This window comes from Streptococcus sp. (assembly GCF_032481935.1).
Lineage (GTDB): Bacteria > Bacillota > Bacilli > Lactobacillales > Streptococcaceae > Streptococcus.
In genome coordinates, this window is sequence record NZ_JAWERU010000013.1 from 25,650 (window position 1) to 44,815 (window position 19,166).

General features: G+C 39.8%; 17 protein-coding genes. 1 reads left to right on the forward strand and 16 read right to left on the reverse strand.

The window, feature by feature from the left end:
* Positions 1-7: 7 nt before the first annotated feature.
* The 7 genes from murC to E7C97_RS04090 form a co-directional block, all read right to left on the reverse strand.
* Complete coding sequence (murC, locus tag E7C97_RS04060) at positions 8-1,342, reverse strand: UDP-N-acetylmuramate--L-alanine ligase (RefSeq protein ID WP_316108236.1); 1,335 nt, start codon at positions 1,340-1,342, stop codon at positions 8-10.
* Positions 1,343-1,353: 11 nt separating this feature from the next.
* On the reverse strand, positions 1,354-1,950 hold the full coding sequence (locus tag E7C97_RS04065; protein WP_316108237.1) for a cystathionine gamma-synthase: 597 nt from the start codon (positions 1,948-1,950) through the stop codon (positions 1,354-1,356).
* Positions 1,951-2,008: 58 nt separating this feature from the next.
* Entirely contained in the window at positions 2,009-5,095 is a 3,087-nt protein-coding gene (locus tag E7C97_RS04070; RefSeq protein ID WP_316108238.1) for a DEAD/DEAH box helicase, read from the reverse strand.
* A 91-nt stretch (positions 5,096-5,186) separates the two neighbouring features.
* A complete protein-coding gene (locus E7C97_RS04075) occupies positions 5,187-6,353 on the reverse strand; it encodes a MalY/PatB family protein (protein ID WP_316108239.1) in 1,167 nt (388 codons plus the stop codon).
* 4 nt (positions 6,354-6,357) lie between these two features.
* On the reverse strand, positions 6,358-7,452 hold the full coding sequence (locus E7C97_RS04080) for a cystathionine gamma-synthase (protein ID WP_316108240.1): 1,095 nt from the start codon (positions 7,450-7,452) through the stop codon (positions 6,358-6,360).
* Between the two features lie 145 nt (positions 7,453-7,597).
* Positions 7,598-9,556 carry a peptide ABC transporter substrate-binding protein gene (locus tag E7C97_RS04085; protein WP_316108241.1) on the reverse strand — a complete coding sequence of 653 codons (1,959 nt, stop codon included), beginning with the start codon at positions 9,554-9,556 and terminating at the stop codon, positions 7,598-7,600.
* 189 nt (positions 9,557-9,745) lie between these two features.
* Positions 9,746-11,368 (reverse strand): polysaccharide biosynthesis protein, encoded by a 1,623-nt coding sequence (locus E7C97_RS04090; protein WP_316108242.1) that lies wholly within the window; start codon positions 11,366-11,368, stop codon positions 9,746-9,748.
* Between the two features lie 105 nt (positions 11,369-11,473).
* Between E7C97_RS04090 and E7C97_RS04095 the strand changes: the two genes are divergently transcribed.
* Positions 11,474-12,919, forward strand: a complete 1,446-nt coding sequence (locus E7C97_RS04095) for a UDP-N-acetylmuramoyl-L-alanyl-D-glutamate--L-lysine ligase (protein WP_316108243.1) — start codon at positions 11,474-11,476, stop codon at positions 12,917-12,919.
* Positions 12,920-12,953: 34 nt separating this feature from the next.
* Here the strand turns inward: E7C97_RS04095 and E7C97_RS04100 are convergent, their stop codons facing one another.
* The 9 genes from E7C97_RS04100 to rpsR all read right to left on the reverse strand — a co-directional run.
* Positions 12,954-13,604, reverse strand: coding sequence for a DUF1803 domain-containing protein (locus E7C97_RS04100; RefSeq protein ID WP_316108244.1), 651 nt, complete (start codon positions 13,602-13,604; stop codon positions 12,954-12,956).
* The gene (locus E7C97_RS04105) at positions 13,588-14,100 is read right to left on the reverse strand and encodes a YiiX/YebB-like N1pC/P60 family cysteine hydrolase (RefSeq protein WP_248034775.1); all 513 of its coding nucleotides are present in this window, start codon (positions 14,098-14,100) and stop codon (positions 13,588-13,590) included. The genes E7C97_RS04100 and E7C97_RS04105 overlap by 17 nt, the downstream gene beginning before the upstream one ends.
* Positions 14,101-14,163: 63 nt before the next feature.
* On the reverse strand, positions 14,164-15,099 hold the full coding sequence (locus E7C97_RS04110; RefSeq protein ID WP_316108245.1) for a manganese-dependent inorganic pyrophosphatase: 936 nt from the start codon (positions 15,097-15,099) through the stop codon (positions 14,164-14,166).
* An 84-nt stretch (positions 15,100-15,183) separates the two neighbouring features.
* The gene (locus E7C97_RS04115) at positions 15,184-15,468 is read right to left on the reverse strand and encodes a GIY-YIG nuclease family protein (protein ID WP_000349621.1); all 285 of its coding nucleotides are present in this window, start codon (positions 15,466-15,468) and stop codon (positions 15,184-15,186) included.
* Entirely contained in the window at positions 15,458-16,207 is a 750-nt protein-coding gene (locus E7C97_RS04120) for a tRNA1(Val) (adenine(37)-N6)-methyltransferase (RefSeq protein WP_316108249.1), read from the reverse strand. Before E7C97_RS04120 ends, E7C97_RS04115 begins: the two co-directional genes overlap by 11 nt.
* Before the next feature lie 45 nt (positions 16,208-16,252).
* On the reverse strand, positions 16,253-16,615 hold the full coding sequence (locus E7C97_RS04125; RefSeq protein ID WP_281334780.1) for a S1 RNA-binding domain-containing protein: 363 nt from the start codon (positions 16,613-16,615) through the stop codon (positions 16,253-16,255).
* 1 nt (position 16,616) lies between these two features.
* A complete protein-coding gene (locus tag E7C97_RS04130; RefSeq protein WP_316108246.1) occupies positions 16,617-18,017 on the reverse strand; it encodes a bifunctional Cof-type HAD-IIB family hydrolase/peptidylprolyl isomerase in 1,401 nt (466 codons plus the stop codon).
* An 80-nt stretch (positions 18,018-18,097) separates the two neighbouring features.
* Positions 18,098-18,601 (reverse strand): GNAT family N-acetyltransferase, encoded by a 504-nt coding sequence (locus E7C97_RS04135; RefSeq protein WP_316108247.1) that lies wholly within the window; start codon positions 18,599-18,601, stop codon positions 18,098-18,100.
* Positions 18,602-18,952: 351 nt separating this feature from the next.
* Positions 18,953-19,166: 30S ribosomal protein S18 (rpsR, locus tag E7C97_RS04140; protein ID WP_316108248.1), on the reverse strand; the 214-nt coding region annotated here is incomplete at its 5' end.

Consider the following 19,166-nt stretch of genomic DNA (forward strand, 5'->3'; position numbering starts at 1 on the left):
ATCTTCCTTACTGAACATTGCTTGTCAAGTTAGACAAGAGACGTTCGAATGAATATTCATACGTTTGAATGTCGCCAGCTCCCATGAAGACATAGACAGCATTGTCATGGTCTAGGAGTGGAGAAACATTTTCAACTGTGATAACTTGATGTTTCTTGTTGATTTTATTGGCAAGGTCTTCTACTTTGACATCACCATGGTCTACCTCACGAGCAGATCCATAGATTTGTGCTAGGTAAACCGCATCAGCCTGATTCAAGGCTTGGGCAAAATCGTCCAACAAGGCGATTGTACGAGTAAAAGTATGCGGTTGGAAAATTGCCACGATTTCCTTGCTTGGATATTTCTGACGTGCAGCATCAAGAGTCGCTACGATTTCAGTTGGATGGTGGGCAAAGTCATCGATGATAACCGTATCATTGACAATCTTTTCTGTAAAGCGACGTTTCACTCCTCCAAAAGTCTTCAAGTGTTCACGCACCAAATTCAAGTCAAAGCCAGCAGTATAAAGCAAACCAATCACTGCTGTGGCATTCATGATGTTGTGGCGACCGAAAGTTGGAATGTGGAATTGGCCCAACTCTTGACCACGGAAGTGAACGGTAAAGGTTGAACCTGTTGTAGAACGAAGTAAATCGCTGGCTACAAAGTCATTGTTGTCTGCTTCAAAACCGTAATAATAGATTGGGGCATTTGCCGTAATCTTACGCAACTCAGCATCTTCACCGTAAACGAACAAGCCTTTAGTAATTTGTTTGGCATAATCATTGAAGGCGTTGAAGACATCTTCCAAGCTTGTGAAATAGTCAGGGTGGTCAAAATCGATGTTAGTGATGATAGAGTACTCTGGGTGATATGGCATGAAATGGCGCTCATACTCGTCTGATTCAAAGACAAAATACTTGGCATTTTCAGAACCACGACCTGTACCATCTCCGATCAAGTAGCTTGTATCAGTGATGTGTGACAAGACGTGAGAAAGCATCCCAGTTGTTGACGTCTTACCGTGTGCACCAGCAACTCCCATACTGATAAAGTCACGCATAAAGCTACCAAGAAACTCATGATAACGTTTGTAGCTGATACCATTTTGGTCCGCATAAGCAATCTCAACATTGTTATCTGGACGGAAGGCATTACCCGCGATAATTTCTAAATCTCCTTGAAGATTTTTTTCATCAAACGGTAAAATTGTAATCCCTGCTTGTTCTAGTCCACGTTGTGTAAAGTAGTACTTTTCAACGTCAGAACCTTGCACCTTGTGCCCCATTTGATGCAACATCAAAGCCAAGGCACTCATACCTGATCCTTTGATTCCGATAAAATGATAGGTTTTTGCCATTTTCTTCCCCTCTATTCGCTCATTCTAGTCAAGTTGAGCTCTTGGGCCACTTGACGTTCTTGTTCTTTTTGTTTACTTTTTTTGTTATAAATTTGACTTTTCTTTAAAAAGTCATAATTGTTTTTCTTAGAATGACTTGTTTCACCATCTGAAATTGGATGTTCCACTTGAGAAACTGTTTCTGCCAAAATATAGTGAGACTGACCTAATTTCTGACTATATTTCGCAAATTCTCCTGGATTTTCTTTTTGAAAAGGTGCTGTCGGTTGATTTGCTGGACGTACCTGGCTTGGTTTCGTTTGACGTCTCGTATGACTCACATCCTGAGTCAAATATCGTGCCGAGCGCTTCTTTTTCAAATCCGCACGAGCTTCTTCACGCGCTAATTCAGCATAGGATTTTTCTTTTTTCTCAATCGGTTTAACAAGAGGCTTGACTTTCTCTTGCTTTTTTTCTTCAGTGATTGGAGACCATTCTAAGTAGTTTTTATCTTGATAATCACCTTTGATATTACTGATGAAATCAGACTCATCGTAGAGATTCATAACTGGCATTTCTGTCAACATGACTTCATCATCTGCCACTATTGGAAATCGTTTTTGTGTCATATTTATTTCCTTTCAATACTCCATTATAGCGTAATGTCTTGATTTTTCAAGTATAGGCTCATGAAATCCCTAAAATTTCTCGTATTTCAGCTAGACTCAGACTTCCTCGAGACTCTGTTCCATCCAAGATTTCAGAAACAAGATTTTTCTTTTTCTCTTGCAATTCTTGAATCTTTTCTTCAATTGTACCTCGAGTCACAAGGCGATAAACTTCAACAGCCTGCTCTTGCCCCATACGATGGGCTCGACCGATAGCCTGAGATTCAACTGCAGGATTCCACCATAAGTCTACTAGAATGACCGTATCCGCACCAGTGAGATTGAGTCCTACCCCACCAGCTTTTAGAGAAATCAAGAATACATCGCGCTCTCCTCGGTTAAAAGCCTTAGTCATTTCCTGACGTTCTTGAGAAGGAGTTGAGCCCGTAATTTTAAAGGAAGTCAAGCCTAAGTCAGGTAGCTCTTGCTCAATCCGATCCAACATACCTCTAAATTGTGAGAAGATAAGTACACGGTGTCCACCTTCAGCAATCTGAACCAGCAAATCTCGTAAACTATCCAGTTTCCCGCTCTCTCCTTGGTAGTCCTCCATAAAGAGCGCAGGTGTATCACAAATCTGGCGAAGACGCATGAGACCAGTCAAAATTTCGACGCGATTTCGTTGAAATTCCGAATCGCTTACCTGTCCCAGACGCTCCTGCATCTGTTGCAGCTGAGCAAGATAGATAGCTTTTTGTTGATCCTCCAGTTCATTCTTATAGACGACTTCAATCAAGTCAGGTAACTCTGTCAAAACCTCTTCTTTCTTGCGTCTCATGACAAAGGGTTTGATAAATTGAGCCACTCTTTCAGTTGATAGTTTCATAAACTCCTTCTTAGCAGGTAAGAGGCCTGGTAAGACAATCTGAAAAATCGACCAGAGTTCTCCCAGATGGTTTTCAATCGGTGTTCCTGATAGTGCAAAGACAGATGGAACCACAAATCGTCGCAAACTTTGAGCAATCTTCGTTTGTGCATTTTTCATCACTTGAGCTTCATCTAGAAAAAGAAAATCAAAAGATAGGTTTCGATAAATCTCACTGTCCTGACGGAAAGTAGCATAGCTTGTCACATAAATCTGATGATTTTCTGCCAAAATTGATTCTCGATGAGATTTTAAGCCATGCACGACCGCAACATCCAAATCTGGAGCAAACTTTTGAAATTCATCAGCCCAGTTATAGATTAAGCCAGATGGAGCAAGGATTAGGACACTAGTATCTGCTTGAACCTGACTACTTAAAAAGGCGATGGTTTGCAAGGTCTTCCCAAGTCCCATATCGTCTGCTAAAATCCCACCAAAGCCATAATGGTGAAGCATCTGAAGCCACTGAATTCCCTTTTTCTGATAATCCCTGAGATCTGCTTGGATATTCAGCACTTTCATCGGAAAATCTTCTGGATGCGTCAAATCATGGGCCAGATTGCGAAATTCTTCGGTGAAAGAAATTTGATCCTGGTCCTTAAATAGATGAGATAGGGTATAAGCTAGGGATTTACGAGCTCGAAAAGCTCCATCTTGTAGGTCCTCTATCCCTAATTCTTCTAAATCCTGACGGATACGCTTGGTCTGATCATCGAAATAGTAAACCTGATTCGAAGAGCTGATGTAATAATCCTGCTTCTCAACTAGCGCTTTCATCGCTCGATCGATTTCTTCTTGATCTATATCTTGAAAATCAAATTGAATTTCTAATAGGTTTCCCTTGGATGAGATGTGAACTTGAGGCTTCTGAACCTGATAAAGGTCTTGCAAGCTTTCAGAAATCTTTAATTCTCCAAGTGCTGCAAAGGCTGGCAAAACTTCCTGGAAGAAGGCATGGACTGCATCAGCTTTCAAACTTTGACGCCATGAACGAAAATCTGCTTCAAATCCAGCTGATAGAGCTAGTTGAAAAATCTCTTTCTCTAGTTGAATATCGCTAGCAAATGGAAGATTCTCTAGTTCATTACGATTCCTTACTAGGCAAGTTTCATACTGAAACTGCATATCCAAGCGAATAGAGCCATCCTCTTCTCCTTCCATGTAGAAAGAAGGACGGAAAGACTGAATTCGAAGCCCATCAGGAGCCTCTACCTTTCCTACGTTTTTGAACTGGGATAAGGTCGAAGCTAAAAGGTCTCGATCACTGGTATCAAATTGTAAAATCTTTCTACCACTTTTATCGATAGATACTTTTTTTAATTTTTCTATAAGTCTAGCTTGTTCTTTAGACAGAAGATAAAATGTACCTTTAGTAAACAAGACTTGTCCCTTATAAAACGAATTAAGCCCTACCTGTTGAACAATTTCCATCTCAAAATAGTTGGACTTTTCTTCAATTTGAAAGGTAAACAAACCTGCTTGACCATCATAATCTTGAAATACAAAGTGGTGATAATTCGAAATCTGATGGTCAAATTGAAATGCATCTAAGCCCATCAGCAGACTAACACCCTGCTCAAAAAAAGACAGCGGGAAATAAAGATGACGACCTTGATTTTGGAAAAAGAGGGCGTTTTCAGCCTCATCTTCTAGAATTCCTTGAAGGAAATTTAGAACAAATTGACTACTTTCATCAAACTGACGAATATTCAAGGAAGTTTCATATAACTTCCCAATCATATAGGGTTTGCTAGTTTCTAAAACCTTCAGAAAAAGGGGTATATCTCGGATTACATAGAATTTCTGTGTCTGAATAAGACCGACTCTCAAAGTCCAAATAATACGATTAGTCCCTGCTTCAACCTGCCCTTGAGCAGACAACTGATAGATTTCAGAAAGTTTCGGAATTTGAATGGATTCTAAAAACTTTCCTCCAAAAGTAACCTGAGTTTCAACTTCTTCTTTCTTTTCGTGCACATTTTCCAGATTTCCTAAGAGTTCCTGACCAATCGGATCATTTTTCAGGTAATGCTCTAGTGCTGCCAAATGCACACAAAACCCTCTTTTTTGGAAAAAATCACAAGCACAAAAAACCAAATCATCATCCAGGCTATAGCGAATTTCTTCATCTGCTACACGCGCATAGAGACGATGGTCTTTCTCTTTGATAATTTCAATCTGACTAGTTTCGTAGAGTTGAGCTCCCTCCATCCGAAGTTTCCCTGGAATCAATTTAGCCATATGTTCCCCTTTTCTTTATCTCCTAATTATACCACATTTCTTCCTATGAAAATAGCCTTCTAGGGTACTTTTCCCCCAGAAGGCTAGCTTGTTAAAGGTTAGCGAAAGTGGTTAGAATTCGTTGACAAACTTCTTCCAAGACAGATGTCGGCATGGCTACATTGAGGCGGGCATGGAGACTTCCTTCCTCCCCAAAATCCAAACCACGATTGAGGATAACCTTGGATTCATTTCTCAAAAGCTCTTGCAATTTTTCATCAGTCAGGTCATAGGCTGAAAAATCAAGCCAAATGAGATAGGTCCCTTGAGGTTTCATGACCTTGATTTTAGTTTCTTTGCCAAATACATCCACTACATAATTGATGTGTTTCTCAATCAGTTCTTTGAGTTCTGTCAACCAATCTTCACCATATCGATAGGCAGTTTCTGTTGCTAAATATCCCAAACCTGAGATTTCATGTTGATTATTAGCCAGCTGGCGTTTTTGGAAAGCCACTCTCAACTTGGGATTTTCGATAATGGCGTAAGAATTTTTCGTTCCAGCAATGTTAAAGGTCTTGGTCGCACTGCTTAAAATCAGTGAAAATTCTTTAAAATCTTCATTTACCGTGTTGAATGACTGGTGTTTATTTCCAAACAAGGCTAAATCTTGGTGAATCTCATCAGATACCAGCAAGACTCCATGTTTTTGACACAGTTGTCCAATCTTCTCTAAGACTTCCTTCTCCCAAACGCGTCCACCAGGATTATGAGGATTGCAGAGAACGTAGAGCTTCACATCTTCTTCGACAAAGTCTTTTTCTAGTTGGACAAAGTCAATCTCAAAAAGTCCATCTTTTTCTACTAGAGAGTTGGTGATTAGTCTACGATTATTGAGCTTAATGCTCCGAGCAAAAGGAGGATAAACCGGGGTGTTAATGAGCACTGCTTCGCCTTCTTTGGTAAAAGCTTGAATGGCTGTTGAAATGGCTGGTACTACTCCTTCGATAAAGACTAGAGCATCCTTATCAAAACGATAACCATGGTGTTTTTCTTCCCAGTCTTGAACTGCTTCAATCAAACCATCACTAGCATAGGTATAGCCATAAACTAATTGCTCCGCATAGTCATGGACAGTCTGACGAATCTCAGGTAACACTTCAAAGTCCATATCAGCAATCCAGGCTGGTAATACTTGACGGTCAGTCTCTGCTTCTTTCCATTTATAGGTATGATGTCCAAAACGATTGGGCAAGGTCGTAAAATCATATTTTCCCATAGTTTTATCCTTCCAAGGCTTGACGCAAGTCTTCAATCAAATCTCTAGCATCCTCAATACCAATAGACAAGCGCAAGAGGTCATCAGTCAGTCCATAAGAATGACGAACCTCTGCAGGAATGTCTGCATGGGTTTGAGTAGTTGGGTAGGTAATCAAACTTTCAACACCACCTAAACTTTCAGCAAACGAGAATACTTTCAAAGTATTTAAGATATGAGGAATACGCTTCTCATCTGCTACCTTAAAGGAAATCATTCCCCCGCGTCCTGTATACAAAACTTCTTTGACAGCAGGTGATTGTTCTAAAAAGGCTACAATTTCTTGGGCATTAGCAGTTGAGCGCTCCATACGAAGTGACAAGGTCTTCAGACCACGAATCAGTTGATAACTATCAAATGGTGACAATACAGCCCCTGTCGTATTGAGATTGTAAAAGAGTTTTTCGTATAAATCAGCACTATCTGTCACAACTACACCAGCTAGCACATCATTATGTCCCGCAAGGTATTTTGTCGCTGAATGAAGGACGATATCTGCTCCATCTTCAATTGGACGTTGATAGATTGGACTGTAGAAGGTATTGTCCACGACAACTTTAGCACCTTTTGCATGAGCTAATGTTGACAATTTTTCAATATCAAATTCCAACATTAAAGGATTGGTTGGTGTTTCGATATAAAGTACATCCACATCCTTTTCTAGCTCAGCAATTAACTCTTCTTCTGTATTAGCATAGGTAAAATGGAAACGTCCTTCTTGCTCAACTTGATTGAACCAGCGGAAAGAACCACCGTAAAGGTCACGGACTGCCAAAACTTTGCTTCCTACTGGAAAGACACTAAAGGCCAAGACAATCGCAGACATACCTGAACTAGTTGCTAGAGCATAGTGGGCTGATTCAATAGCTGCTAAGACTTCTTCTGCTTTACTACGAGTTGGGTTTTTGGTACGTGTATAGTCAAATCCAGTTGATTGACCGAATTCTGGATGCTGATAAGTCGTTGAAAAGTGGAGGGGAGTTACCAAAGCTCCCGTTGCCTCATCAGACTTGATACCTGCTTGTGCTAAAATTGTGTTAATGTGAAATGATTTGCTCATACTTTACCTCCAAATCTATAGTAACTATTGTACCACTTATTTTGAATCCTTCGTTTTCTTGTTTTCAAGAGCTAGTTATAGTTTCAAACTATATAAAAACGATAGTTCCTTGAGAAGCTATCGTTTTTCCTGTTGAATATACTGGTTATTTAACGTGTTTTGCCAGTTCTTCTTGGGCTTTTTTATTTGATTCTTCTTTTTCTTTCAGCCATTTTTCTTTAGCTTTTTCATACTCAGCAGCCGTTACAGTCTTATCTTGCAACTTGAGGTACTTGTATGATTCGACACCCTTATTTCCAGCTTGTGAGAATGGCGATGAGAATGGAACTGTCTTTCTCAAAGTCGGTGTTCCACCCTGAGAAACGTTTGGAATAGCAAGGGCGCTATCAACGAGCCAAGCTTGAACTTCAGCATATTTTTCATAACGTTTTGCTGGTTCTTGCTCCTTGTTCGCTTCTTCTAGCATTTGAGTGTAAGTATCCAGACCAACTGCCTTAGCCTTGTCATTGACCTCACCTGGTTCTAGACCAATGTTTTGCAACATACCACCGTTATTGACATTTAAGATATCAAGATAACTTGATGGATCCAAGTAGTCCGCACTCCAACCGCCATTATAGATATCAAAGTCTTTTTGAGCTGCAGTTTGAGCTAGGTAGCCAGAATTATCGTAATCGTCTGTTGATAATTGTTGGATATCGATCACCACATTCTCAGCTCCTAGAACAGATTCGATGGATTGTTTCAAAGAGCTTGCTTCAAGTACACCTTTTTTAGCTGATTGGTCAACTGTTACATCCAAGTGGATTGGGAATTGCACACCCTTAGCTTCCAATTCTTTCTTGGCTTCCGCAAATTTAGCCTTAGCCTTGTCAGGATTGTAGTATGGGTCTTGCGCATCTGCAAAGTTGATTCCTTGCCATTCTTGGCCATAGTTGACCATCTTTTCTGAAACAACATCACCAAAGTCTTTTCCGTTGATGCTTACAAATGTAGGAGGTACAACTAGGTTACGAATAATCTTCGTTGCTCCGTCTTCCCCTTGAGATTGAGCTCCATAGGCTGTACGGTTATAAGCATAGTTGAAGGCTTGACGGAAGTTTTTATTCAGAACTGCTTCTTGGGTTGATTTCTTTTCGATATCTGAGGACTTAGAAGTGAAGTTATAAGACTTTCTGTCCAAGTTGAAGTTCAAGTAATAAGAAGTTGCATTTTGCATACTATAGATGATGTTATCCTTGTTCTTCTCTTTAATTCCTTCAAAGCTTGAGCTATTTGGATAGAGACGTGCGTAGCTGTAGACTCCTTCTACAAAGTTACGAGCTAGTGCATCTTGGTCACTACCATCATAATAGGCCAATTTCACATCATCTACAAAGACATTTTTTTCATCCCAGTAGTTGGGATTTTTCTTGAACTCGATAACAGATTTTGAAACAAAGGATTTCATCAAGAAAGGTCCATTGTACAAAATGCTAGAAGGGTCTACCTTACCAAAGTCATCCCCTTTTGATTTCAGGAAGTCTGCATTGACAGGGAAGAGAATGGTTGATGTTGTTTTAGAATTCCAATAAGATTCTGGTCGTGTCAAAGTGTACTGAACTGTTTGGTCGTCAATCGCCTTAACACCGACAGTTGAAAAGTCAGTTGTTTTCCCGTTGATATAGTCATCCAAACCTGCTACAGAATCTTGAACCAGGTACAAAGCTTCGGATTTTTTATCAGCAGCATATTTCAAACCAGTTACAAAATCTTGGGCAGTTACTGGAGCATATTCTTCACCTTCAGAGGTATACCACTTAGCATCTTTACGAAGTTTATAAGTGTATGTCAAACCGTCCTGAGAAACAGTCCAATCTTCTGCCAAGGATGGAACGTAGTTACCGTATTGGTCATTTTCCATCAACCCATCTACCAAATTGGTAACGATGTCATTGGTTGTTGCACGGTTTTCTGCAAGATAGTTCAAACTAGACGGATCGCTAGAATAGACATAGTTGTATGTTTTAGTTGAACTAGCTGAGTTGCTACAAGCCGCCAATAGTAAACCGGCACTTAGGGCAAGGCCTGCTAGCGTCAGATATTTTGCCTTAGACTTTTTCATTTCCAGAACCTCCAAAATTAAATATTTGTATCATTATACAGTTAAAGTTTTTTTTAGTCAAGCGTTTATGTGTTAAAAATTTATATTTTTCTACAATTTTTATTTTTTTCTCTCTTTTTTAAATAAAAAATGAACAATTTAAACTTTTTTCTCTTAAAAGTTCAAACTGTTCATTTTATTTATAAAGCATTATGATAATTTTAATCGTGCTCGTAACTGGTCAGCTTTTGCCTGTCCAATAACCTTATCTAAGAGACGAGTATAGAGACTCATGAATCCGTAGAGCCCACCACCGATTGTTCCGATTAGGGCGACATAGATGAAGCTCCAAAAACGTCCAGTTGGTTGGAAGACAAATCCTATCATCCATTGTAAGAAGCCTACCAAGATAAACATGACAAGAGTTAAAATGCTCACTAGGATGGTTCGTTTTAGGATGATCTTTCGATGAACCCCTGTAATCTGACAGATCTCGCGATACATTAAAACAATTGGAATGATAAGACCGATAGTCGTTGAAATGAGAGGACCATAACTATGAAAAAGCGCTATTGATGGTAATTGTAAAATAATTTTTGCAATTGATCCATAAACAAAATACAAGACTGCCTTGCGGTTACGAAACATAGCTTGAAGCATAGGGGACAAGACCATATACAATCCAAGAATGGTTGACTGTAAAACTGCAAAAATAAACAAGCCCATAGCCAAGCTATCTGGTTTACCGTAAAAGACTGTATAGAGTGGTTCTCCTACCATGACTACTCCAACCGTTGCAGGTAAGAGGAATAGGAAAAGCATGGTGATACTATCTTGAACGAGCCGAGAAGCTGCTGGCAAATCCCCTTTGACATAGTTCTCCGTCAAGAGAGGCAGCCCAACGCTACCAATCGAAACTCCTACCGAAATTAAAATCATGGTGATTTTATTAGGATTGGCAGAGAAATAAGAAAACATGACAACTAAGTCTTCATTACTATAGTTGGTAAACCACTTCATGCTATTGATAAAGGTCATTTGGTCCAAGATTTGGAAGAGCTGAATAGCTGACCCTGTTATGATAAAAGGAATAGCTTCCTTAATCGTATCCATTAACAGATGTTTGCTATCAATCTTATCTCGTGTTTCAAAGACTTTTCGAAGCATTCCTTCTTTATAGAGGAAATAAAGCAAGACAGCAAAGCTAGCTACCATTCCCACAAAGGCCGCAAAGGTAGACTGGGTGACTGCTGCTAGATAGTCTCCCGAACCAAGCTTCATGATGATAAAGGTTGCTAAGAGCATCCAAATAACTCGGATAACTTGCTCAGCAATTTGACTCATGGCATAAGGCTTGAGATTATTCATCCCTTGGAAAAATCCACGGATAACACTCATAGACGGGAAAATCAAGACAGCCCAAGCTAGACTCTGCATAATGGGAATCAAGTCCTTACCGACACCCGAAAGATCTGCCAACCAAGGTGCAAAGAGATATAAGATCAAAGCAAAGACAAGTCCAAGCCCAGTCATAAAGCCTAGGAAACTCCGAATCAAAGCAAAACTATGCTCTTCTTCTTTCATGGTGTTATACTTGGCAACCTGCTTAGCGACCGCCACAGGGATACCTGCTGTCGAAATCAACAAGAACCAAGCATAGATATTGTAACCCATAGTAAAGAGACCATTAGCCTTAGCAGCATAAGTCCCCATCCAGATATACCAAGGGATGATGTAAATGGCCCCAAGCAGGCGACTGATAAAGTTACTAGCCGTTAGCCAGGCAGTTCCGCGTAACATCTGGGCCTGCTGATGATTATTTTCGTTAGACATAACTTCCTCATTCAATTTTAATAACTAGGAAATGTTCCTTATATTCCATTATAAACTTTTCCTTGTTACTTGTAAAATTCAGACTTTCGGTTTACAATAGAAAGTATGATAAAGATTGAAACTATATTAGATATTTTAAAGAAAGATGGTCTCTTCCGTGAGATTATCGACCAAGGACATTACCACTACAACTACAACGATGTTATTTTTGACAGCATCAGTTACGATAGCCGAACAACCAAAGAAAATACTCTATTTTTTGCAAAAGGAGCTGCCTTTAAAAAAGAATATCTATTTTCAGCTATCGCACAAGGGCTTGGTTGGTATGTAGCGGAACAGGATTATGAAGTTGGAATTCCTGTTATTGTTGTTAACAATATCAAGAAGGCCATGAGTTTGATTGCCATGGAATTTTATGGCAACCCTCAGGAGAAACTGAAAATCCTTGCTTTCACTGGCACTAAAGGAAAAACAACAGCTGCTTACTTTGCCTATCATATCTTGTCCCAACGCTACCCAACAGCCCTCTTATCGACAATGAATACAACTTTAGACGGCAAGACTTTCTTCAAATCTTCCTTCTCAACACCTGAAAATATTGATCTCTTTGATATGATGGCTCAAGCGGTTAAAAATGGTAGAACTCATCTAGTAATGGAAGTTTCCAGCCAAGCTTATCTGGTAAATCGAGTGTATGGTTTAACTTTCGACGTGGGAGTTTTTCTCAACATCACACCAGACCATATTGGTCCTATTGAACATCCAACCTTTGAAGACTACTTCTACCACAAGCGTCTCTTGATGAAAAATAGCCGAGCAGTTGTCATTAATAGCGATATGGACCACTTCTCTGTTCTAAAAGAACAAGTTGAGAACCAAGAGCATGACTTCTACGGTAGCCAGTCAAATAACCAGATCGAAAACTCCAAAGCCTTTAGCTTCTCAGCTACTGGTAAATTAGCAGGAGACTATGATATCCAGTTGATTGGACATTTCAACCAAGAAAATGCAGTCGCTGCTGGACTTGCCTGCCTTCGTTTAGGTGCTAGTCTGGAAGACATTAAAAAAGGAATCGCGATAACTCGTGTCCCTGGCCGCATGGAAGTCCTCACTCAGAAAAATGGCGCAAAAGTTTTCATTGACTACGCCCACAATGGTGACAGTCTTAAAAAACTAATCTCAGTGGTTGAAACACATCAGACTGGAAAAATTGCTCTAGTACTTGGCTCAACTGGAAACAAGGGAGAAAGCCGTCGTAAGGACTTTGGACTTCTTCTCAATCAGCACCCTGAAATTCAAGTCTTTCTAACGGCTGATGATCCAAACCACGAAGATCCAATGGCTATTGCAGATGAAATCAGTAGTTATATCAACCATCCTGTAGAAAAGATTGTCGATCGCGAGCAAGCTATCAAGGCTGCTATGTCTGTTACAAGTCAAGAACTGGACGCTGTGATTATCGCTGGTAAAGGAGCAGACTGCTACCAAATCGTCCAAGGCAAGAAGGAAGACTACCCTGGAGATGCAGCCATCGCTGAACGTTATCTATAATAAATTAAAAGAAGGCTAGGAAATTTCCTAGCCTTTATTTTTTTATAAATATGAGTCTTTCTTTGTCAAATTCTACAGCTAACTCGTATTTCCCATCTTCATTTTGAAGGATGTAACCTAATAAGACTAAACTATCAACAAAGATATCACGTCGTTTCTGCATGAGTTGATCTTTTTTGAGGAACTTGAGTAAAAAGGTAGTCATGTACTTGAGGGCATACTCAGGATTGACATCCCCTAAAATTCCGTAGAGCGCCTGCTGTTCTTCCGTCAGTGGATACTGGTGTTTGACCTTATAAAAGTAATTAGACAAGGTCATCTTTTCTCTTGCAAAATCTGTATGCTCTTCTAAGATAGCTGCATTGGTTTGATTGCGCAATTCGGTCTGAAAATCTTTCTCCAGGATTTCTTGATAGATTGGACTATCATCTCTCACAAAGATTTCTTGGTCTAGTTCAAGAGATTCTGTAGATTCTAGAAATGGGAGATTGAGATAATAGCGTTTATTTTCTCTCAAAATCAAACCCGCTTTAATATATTCCTCCAAATACTTGTCAACTGGAACCTCTGGAAACTGAGCCTTGATTTCGCGGAGGATAACATCATCATGCTTATCAAGATAGTTTACCAAATCTCTAAAGAATGGTTGACGCGTCAAGCGAGATGGATTAAAAATCTGAATCATGAAGATTCCTTTCTTTACAAACTAAAAGTGGTGATGTTGCTAATTGACTCGGGTTAGTGCCAGGCTGATTCAGAGGTACAGGGAGTCCTAGTTCTCTATAATATTCACTCCAGAAATCACTGATTTCCTGTGTATCATCCCCAAACTTCATAGGAATGGTCTCAAAAATAGGTAGAATGTCTGCTACAAACTGGGAACAGTAATAACCATCTCCGTCGGGATAAAAAGAGAAATTGTAGGGAGTCCCTAAAAGGCTCTCTGCCAGCTTTTTGACTTCTTTTTGATCCATTTTTGGATAGAGATAAAGGTCATATACTTTCTCAGCTTCAAAGAAATCTTCAGGGGACTGGGCAAGGACACCGCCTTCCGTAATTGCATGATAGACCTGTCCGTCCAAAAAGATGGCCACATGGCTGTAGTTACCAGTAGATTCCTGGATGGCTTGTCCTATATCCGATTCATCTTTCACAAAGATTAAATCACCATTTTCTAACATGATCTCCTCCTAGCAAAAAAGGAGTCGAAACTCCTTTTTAATAATGGTTTTCCCCATCAATCATTAAGCATTAAAGCTTTCTGTCAATTGAGGCACCACTTGTTTCTTACGTGAAACAGCACCTGGAAGGAAGGCATGATTGTTTTCAAGTTTGAATTTGAAAGCTGCTTCTACCTTGTCCATATTGGCACCAAGAGCCAAAATTTCTGAGTTTGAGTTGACGATGTCTGTAATCATCAAGACAAAGTCAGAGTATCCGTTAGCTGCATTTGCGGCTTGGATAGCTGCTTCGATTTCAGCTTGGCGTTCCAATACTTCAGCAATATCAACTGTATTCACTTGAGCCACACGGACATTGTTTCCGTTGAGTTCAAATGTCTTAGCATCAATATCAATCAATTCTTCTGCTGACTTGCTTGCCAAGTTTGTACCAGCCTTGAGCATGGCAAGACCGTATTCTTCCAAGTTCACACCAGCCAATTCGGCCAATTCAGGCGCAATCACCTTATCAGATGGATGAGTTGTTGGAGATTTCAAAAGAAGAGTATCTGAAATCAAACCTGATAGCATCAAACCTGCCAATTCTTTTGGCACTGCTACACCGTGTTCTTTGAACATGCGGTAAACGATAGAAGATGCTGATCCTACTGGCTCCAAACGCATGTAAAGTGGGCTGGCAGTTTCAAAGTTAGCCACACGGTGGTGGTCCACAACACCGTAAACTTCTACTTCAGCAATATCTGAAACTGATTGTTGGAATTCATTGTGGTCTGTTAAGATGACTTGTTCTGCACCTTCTGCTTTAGCTGATGTGATAACGCGCGGTGCTTCCACACCAAAATAGTTCAATACGAAAGCTGTTTCTTCATTTGGAGTTCCAAGAGCCACCGCTTCTGTATCCAAACCATAAGCTTCTTTTGCAAGATAAGCAAAGGCTACTGATGAACCGATAGCATCTGAATCTGGATTTTGGTGACCAAATACTAGAATCTTAGACATGATAATACCTCGTTTCTTTATTCTCTTTATTGTAGCATTTTTTTCAATTTTTGACAAAAGTAAGAGGAGTCAAAGAACTCCCCTCTACTCTTCAAAATGACCGAGTAAATTTTCCTCTTGGTTTTCAGATAAAAATCTTTCCTTTTGCACTCTCTTCTTACGTTTGAGAAGGGCTTCAGCAGACATGGCTTCTTCCTTACTATCGAAACCTTGAACATAGATGAGTTTTACTGGCAACCGAGCTCGTGTGTACTTGGCTCCCTTACCACTATTGTGAACAGCTATTCTTTTTTTGACATCCGTTGTATAACCAGTATAGTAGGAACCATCCCGACACTCAACTACATACATATAAGCTTTATGATCCATAATAGATTTCTTGAATTTCTGGAGTATAGGAACCATCATCATTATGAACAATGAGTGGTGGCAGAACCTTAAAACCACTAGTGGAGCCGTCCTTAATAGCCTCGATCAAAAGCATATTGGCTTCCTTCTCCCGTTTAGGGTAGACAAATTGCAGACGTTTTGGAGCCAAATTGTGTTGTTGAAGCGTTTCTAAAATATCTAACAAACGATCAGGACGGTGAACCATGGCTAAACGCCCATTGGATTTGAGAATACTTTGGGCACTACGGCAGATTTCCTTAAGATTGGTCGTAATTTCATGCCGAGCCAACAAGTAGTGCTCACTCTCGTTCAGATTAGAATTTGGATCTACCTTAAAATAAGGCGGATTACACAAAATCAAATCAACCTTGCTCCCCTGAATGTAGCTAGGCATGTTCTTCAAATCATCGCAAATGACCTGCATCTGCTCTTCCAAGCTATTTAAACGAACTGACCGTTCAGCCATATCAGCGAGACGTTCCTGAATTTCTACAGATAGAATTTTAGCCTTGGTACGACTACTGGCAAAAAGTCCAACAGCTCCATTACCTGCACAAAAATCCACTATCAAGCCATTTTTAGGAAAGCGAGGAAAACGTGACAAAAGTACACTATCCACCGAATAGCTGAAAACCTCTCTATTTTGAATAATCTTGATATCTGTAGAGAAGAGTTGATTGATTCTCTCTCCTGATTTTAATAATTCTTCTACCATAATTCTATTATATCAAACTATATTAACATTTCAAAAAAGAAGGATCAATTAGGAATTTTTCTTATTTAAATTAGAGATAGCTTCCTTGGTCCAGATAGGCATCATGCGAGCCAAAGGAGCAAAGCCGTATTTGACACGGTCACTTGAAAAACGTCTCCGTCTCGGTAACTGATGTTTCTCTTCTTCCAAAGTCCGAATAGAAAGACTTGCTTTCCCTGTATATTCGTCCAAATCGACAACCTGAACTTGAACTTCTTCACCGATTTTCAGTACATCATAGATATTCTCAATAAATCCTGTGCGAATTTCAGAAATATGAATCAAACCTGTGATACCAGTCTCTAGCTCCACAAAGGCTCCATAAGACTGAATCCCTGTAATTCGCCCTGTTAGCTTATCACCTATTTTCATCTTAGTCCTCGATTTCAATCGTTTCGATAACGACATCTTCAACTGGCTTGTCCATTGCACCTGTTTCTACACCTGCAATTGCATCCAGAACTTCATAAGAAGCTTCATCTGCAAGCTGTCCAAAAACTGTGTGACGACGATCAAGGTGAGGAGTTCCACCTTGTTCCGCATAAATTTCCGCAATTGGTTCTGGCCAACCACCACGAGCAATTTCTTTCTTAGAGTATGGCAAGTGTTGATTTTGCACGATAAAGAACTGGCTACCGTTTGTATTTGGTCCAGCATTAGCCATAGAAAGGGCTCCGCGGATATTGTAAAGTTCCTCTGAAAATTCGTCTTCAAATGACTCACCATAGATTGATTCGCCACCCATACCAGTTCCAGTTGGATCTCCACCTTGAATCATAAAGTCTTTAATAATACGGTGGAAAATGACCCCGTCATAGTAACCATCTTTTGACAGAGAGATAAAGTTGGCTACTGTTTTTGGTGCATGTTCAGGGAAAAGCTTAATACGCATATCTCCATGATTTGTTTTAATAGTCGCAATCGGACCTTCTACTGCTTCAATGTCTACTTGTGGAAAATGTAATTCTTTTTCTACCATACCAAATCCTTCTAAGGCATCAAAAATGCCATCTTCTTCTAATGTTTTTGTAATATAATCTGCTTTTTCTTTGATTTCGTCATGAGAAATTCCCATAGCAACACTAATACCTGCATAATCAAAGAGCTCTAAATCGTTGAGTCCGTCCCCAAAAACCATGACGTTCTCAGGTTTAAGACCTAAATGTTCTACAACTTTTGCTACACCAGCTGCTTTTGAACCTGAAATTGGTACAACATCTGACGAATGTTCATGCCAGCGTACCATACGCAAAGTCGATGCTAAACTTTCAGGCAAAGTCAGGTCATCTCCCTTATCTTCAAAAGTCCACATCTGATAGATGTCTTCTTTTTCATAAAAATCTGGATCTACATCTAAGTCGGGATAAATTGGATCAATGGCCTCACTAATCAACTCAGTTCTAGTGGAGAGTTTAGCAGTATGACTACCAACTAAACCATAGTCAATCCCCACTTCCTTAGTCCAAGCAATATAGCTTTCAACCTTATCTTTAGAGATTTTGTTACTATCAATCACATTGCCTTTTTTATCCTCAATATAGGCACCATTCAGAGTAACAAAAAAGTCAGGTTTAAGCTCGCGAATCTCTGGCACGACACCGAAAATCCCACGACCAGTCGCAATCCCAGTCAAAATACCTTTTTCACGTAATTGTTGAAATACTGTTGGAATTGAGGTTGGGATAAAACCAGTCTTTGAGTTTCGCAAAGTATCATCAATATCAAAAAAAACAATCTTTATCTTTTTTGCCTTATATCTTAATTTCGCATCCATCTCATTACCTCCTTCAATTCACTCTTTCCATTATACCATAAAGTAGAGGAATCCCACATCCCCAATAAAATCCTTATCTCTTATCCGAATTCCTTTACTAGATACAAAACCAAATCATCATTATTTTGGCTAGTTGCATTCATTTCCAAGGGTTGATTTCGATACCAGACACCTGTCCCATCTGGAATGTAGCCCCGTCTGATATACAATCTCTGGGCAGGGCCATAGCCTAAGTGCAAGCCTACACCAAGAGTGACCTTACTCGAAACAAACTTGACTCGTTTTTCTGCTTCTTCTAGCAGTTGATTCCCAATCCCTTGATTTCGAAAAGGCTCAAACACATTAAAATCTGATAATTCTGGATAGACTTCTGCAAAAGGACCATGTTTAGCAGAGGGCAAAATGGTAACGTAGCCCACTACAACACCATCAATCTCTGCAACTAAGACTTCTCTCTCCCCACTTTCCTGTTCCAGAAAATATCTAGCCAAAATTTCCTCTCTACCAGGCCAACCTTGATTCATAAATCCATGAGATAAGGATTCAATATCAGACTTAATCATATTTCTAATCGTACAATTCATCTTTGACTTACCCACCTTTACTCTTTCTATTACCATTATAGCACGCCAAGGTCAGAAAAAAACTATCTCGTGAAAAAAGACCCAACCGGGTTTTAATTCGCTTTCCTATTTTCAAGCTCATGAAAAAGAGGGCCACCCGGACCTCAACTCGCTTTCACATTTCTATGCTCGTGAAAAAAGACCCAAACGGGTTTTAATTCGCTTTCTTGTTTTCATGCTCATGAAAAAGAGGTCCACCGGACCTCAACTCGCTTTCACATTTCTATGCTCGTGAAAAAAAGACCCGTCGGGGTCTTAATTCGCTTTCTTGTTTTCATGCTCATGAAAAAGAGGTCCACCCGGACCCCTTTTTTAATCTTCGTTTACGAAAGGCATCAAAGCCATTACGCGAGCGCGTTTGATAGCTTTTGTTACTTTACGTTGGTTTTTAGCTGAAGTTCCTGTTACACGACGAGGAAGGATTTTTCCACGTTCTGAAACGAAACGGCTAAGAAGCTCAGTATCTTTGTAATCAACATATTCAATTTTGTTTGCTGCGATGTAATCAACTTTTTTACGGCGTTTG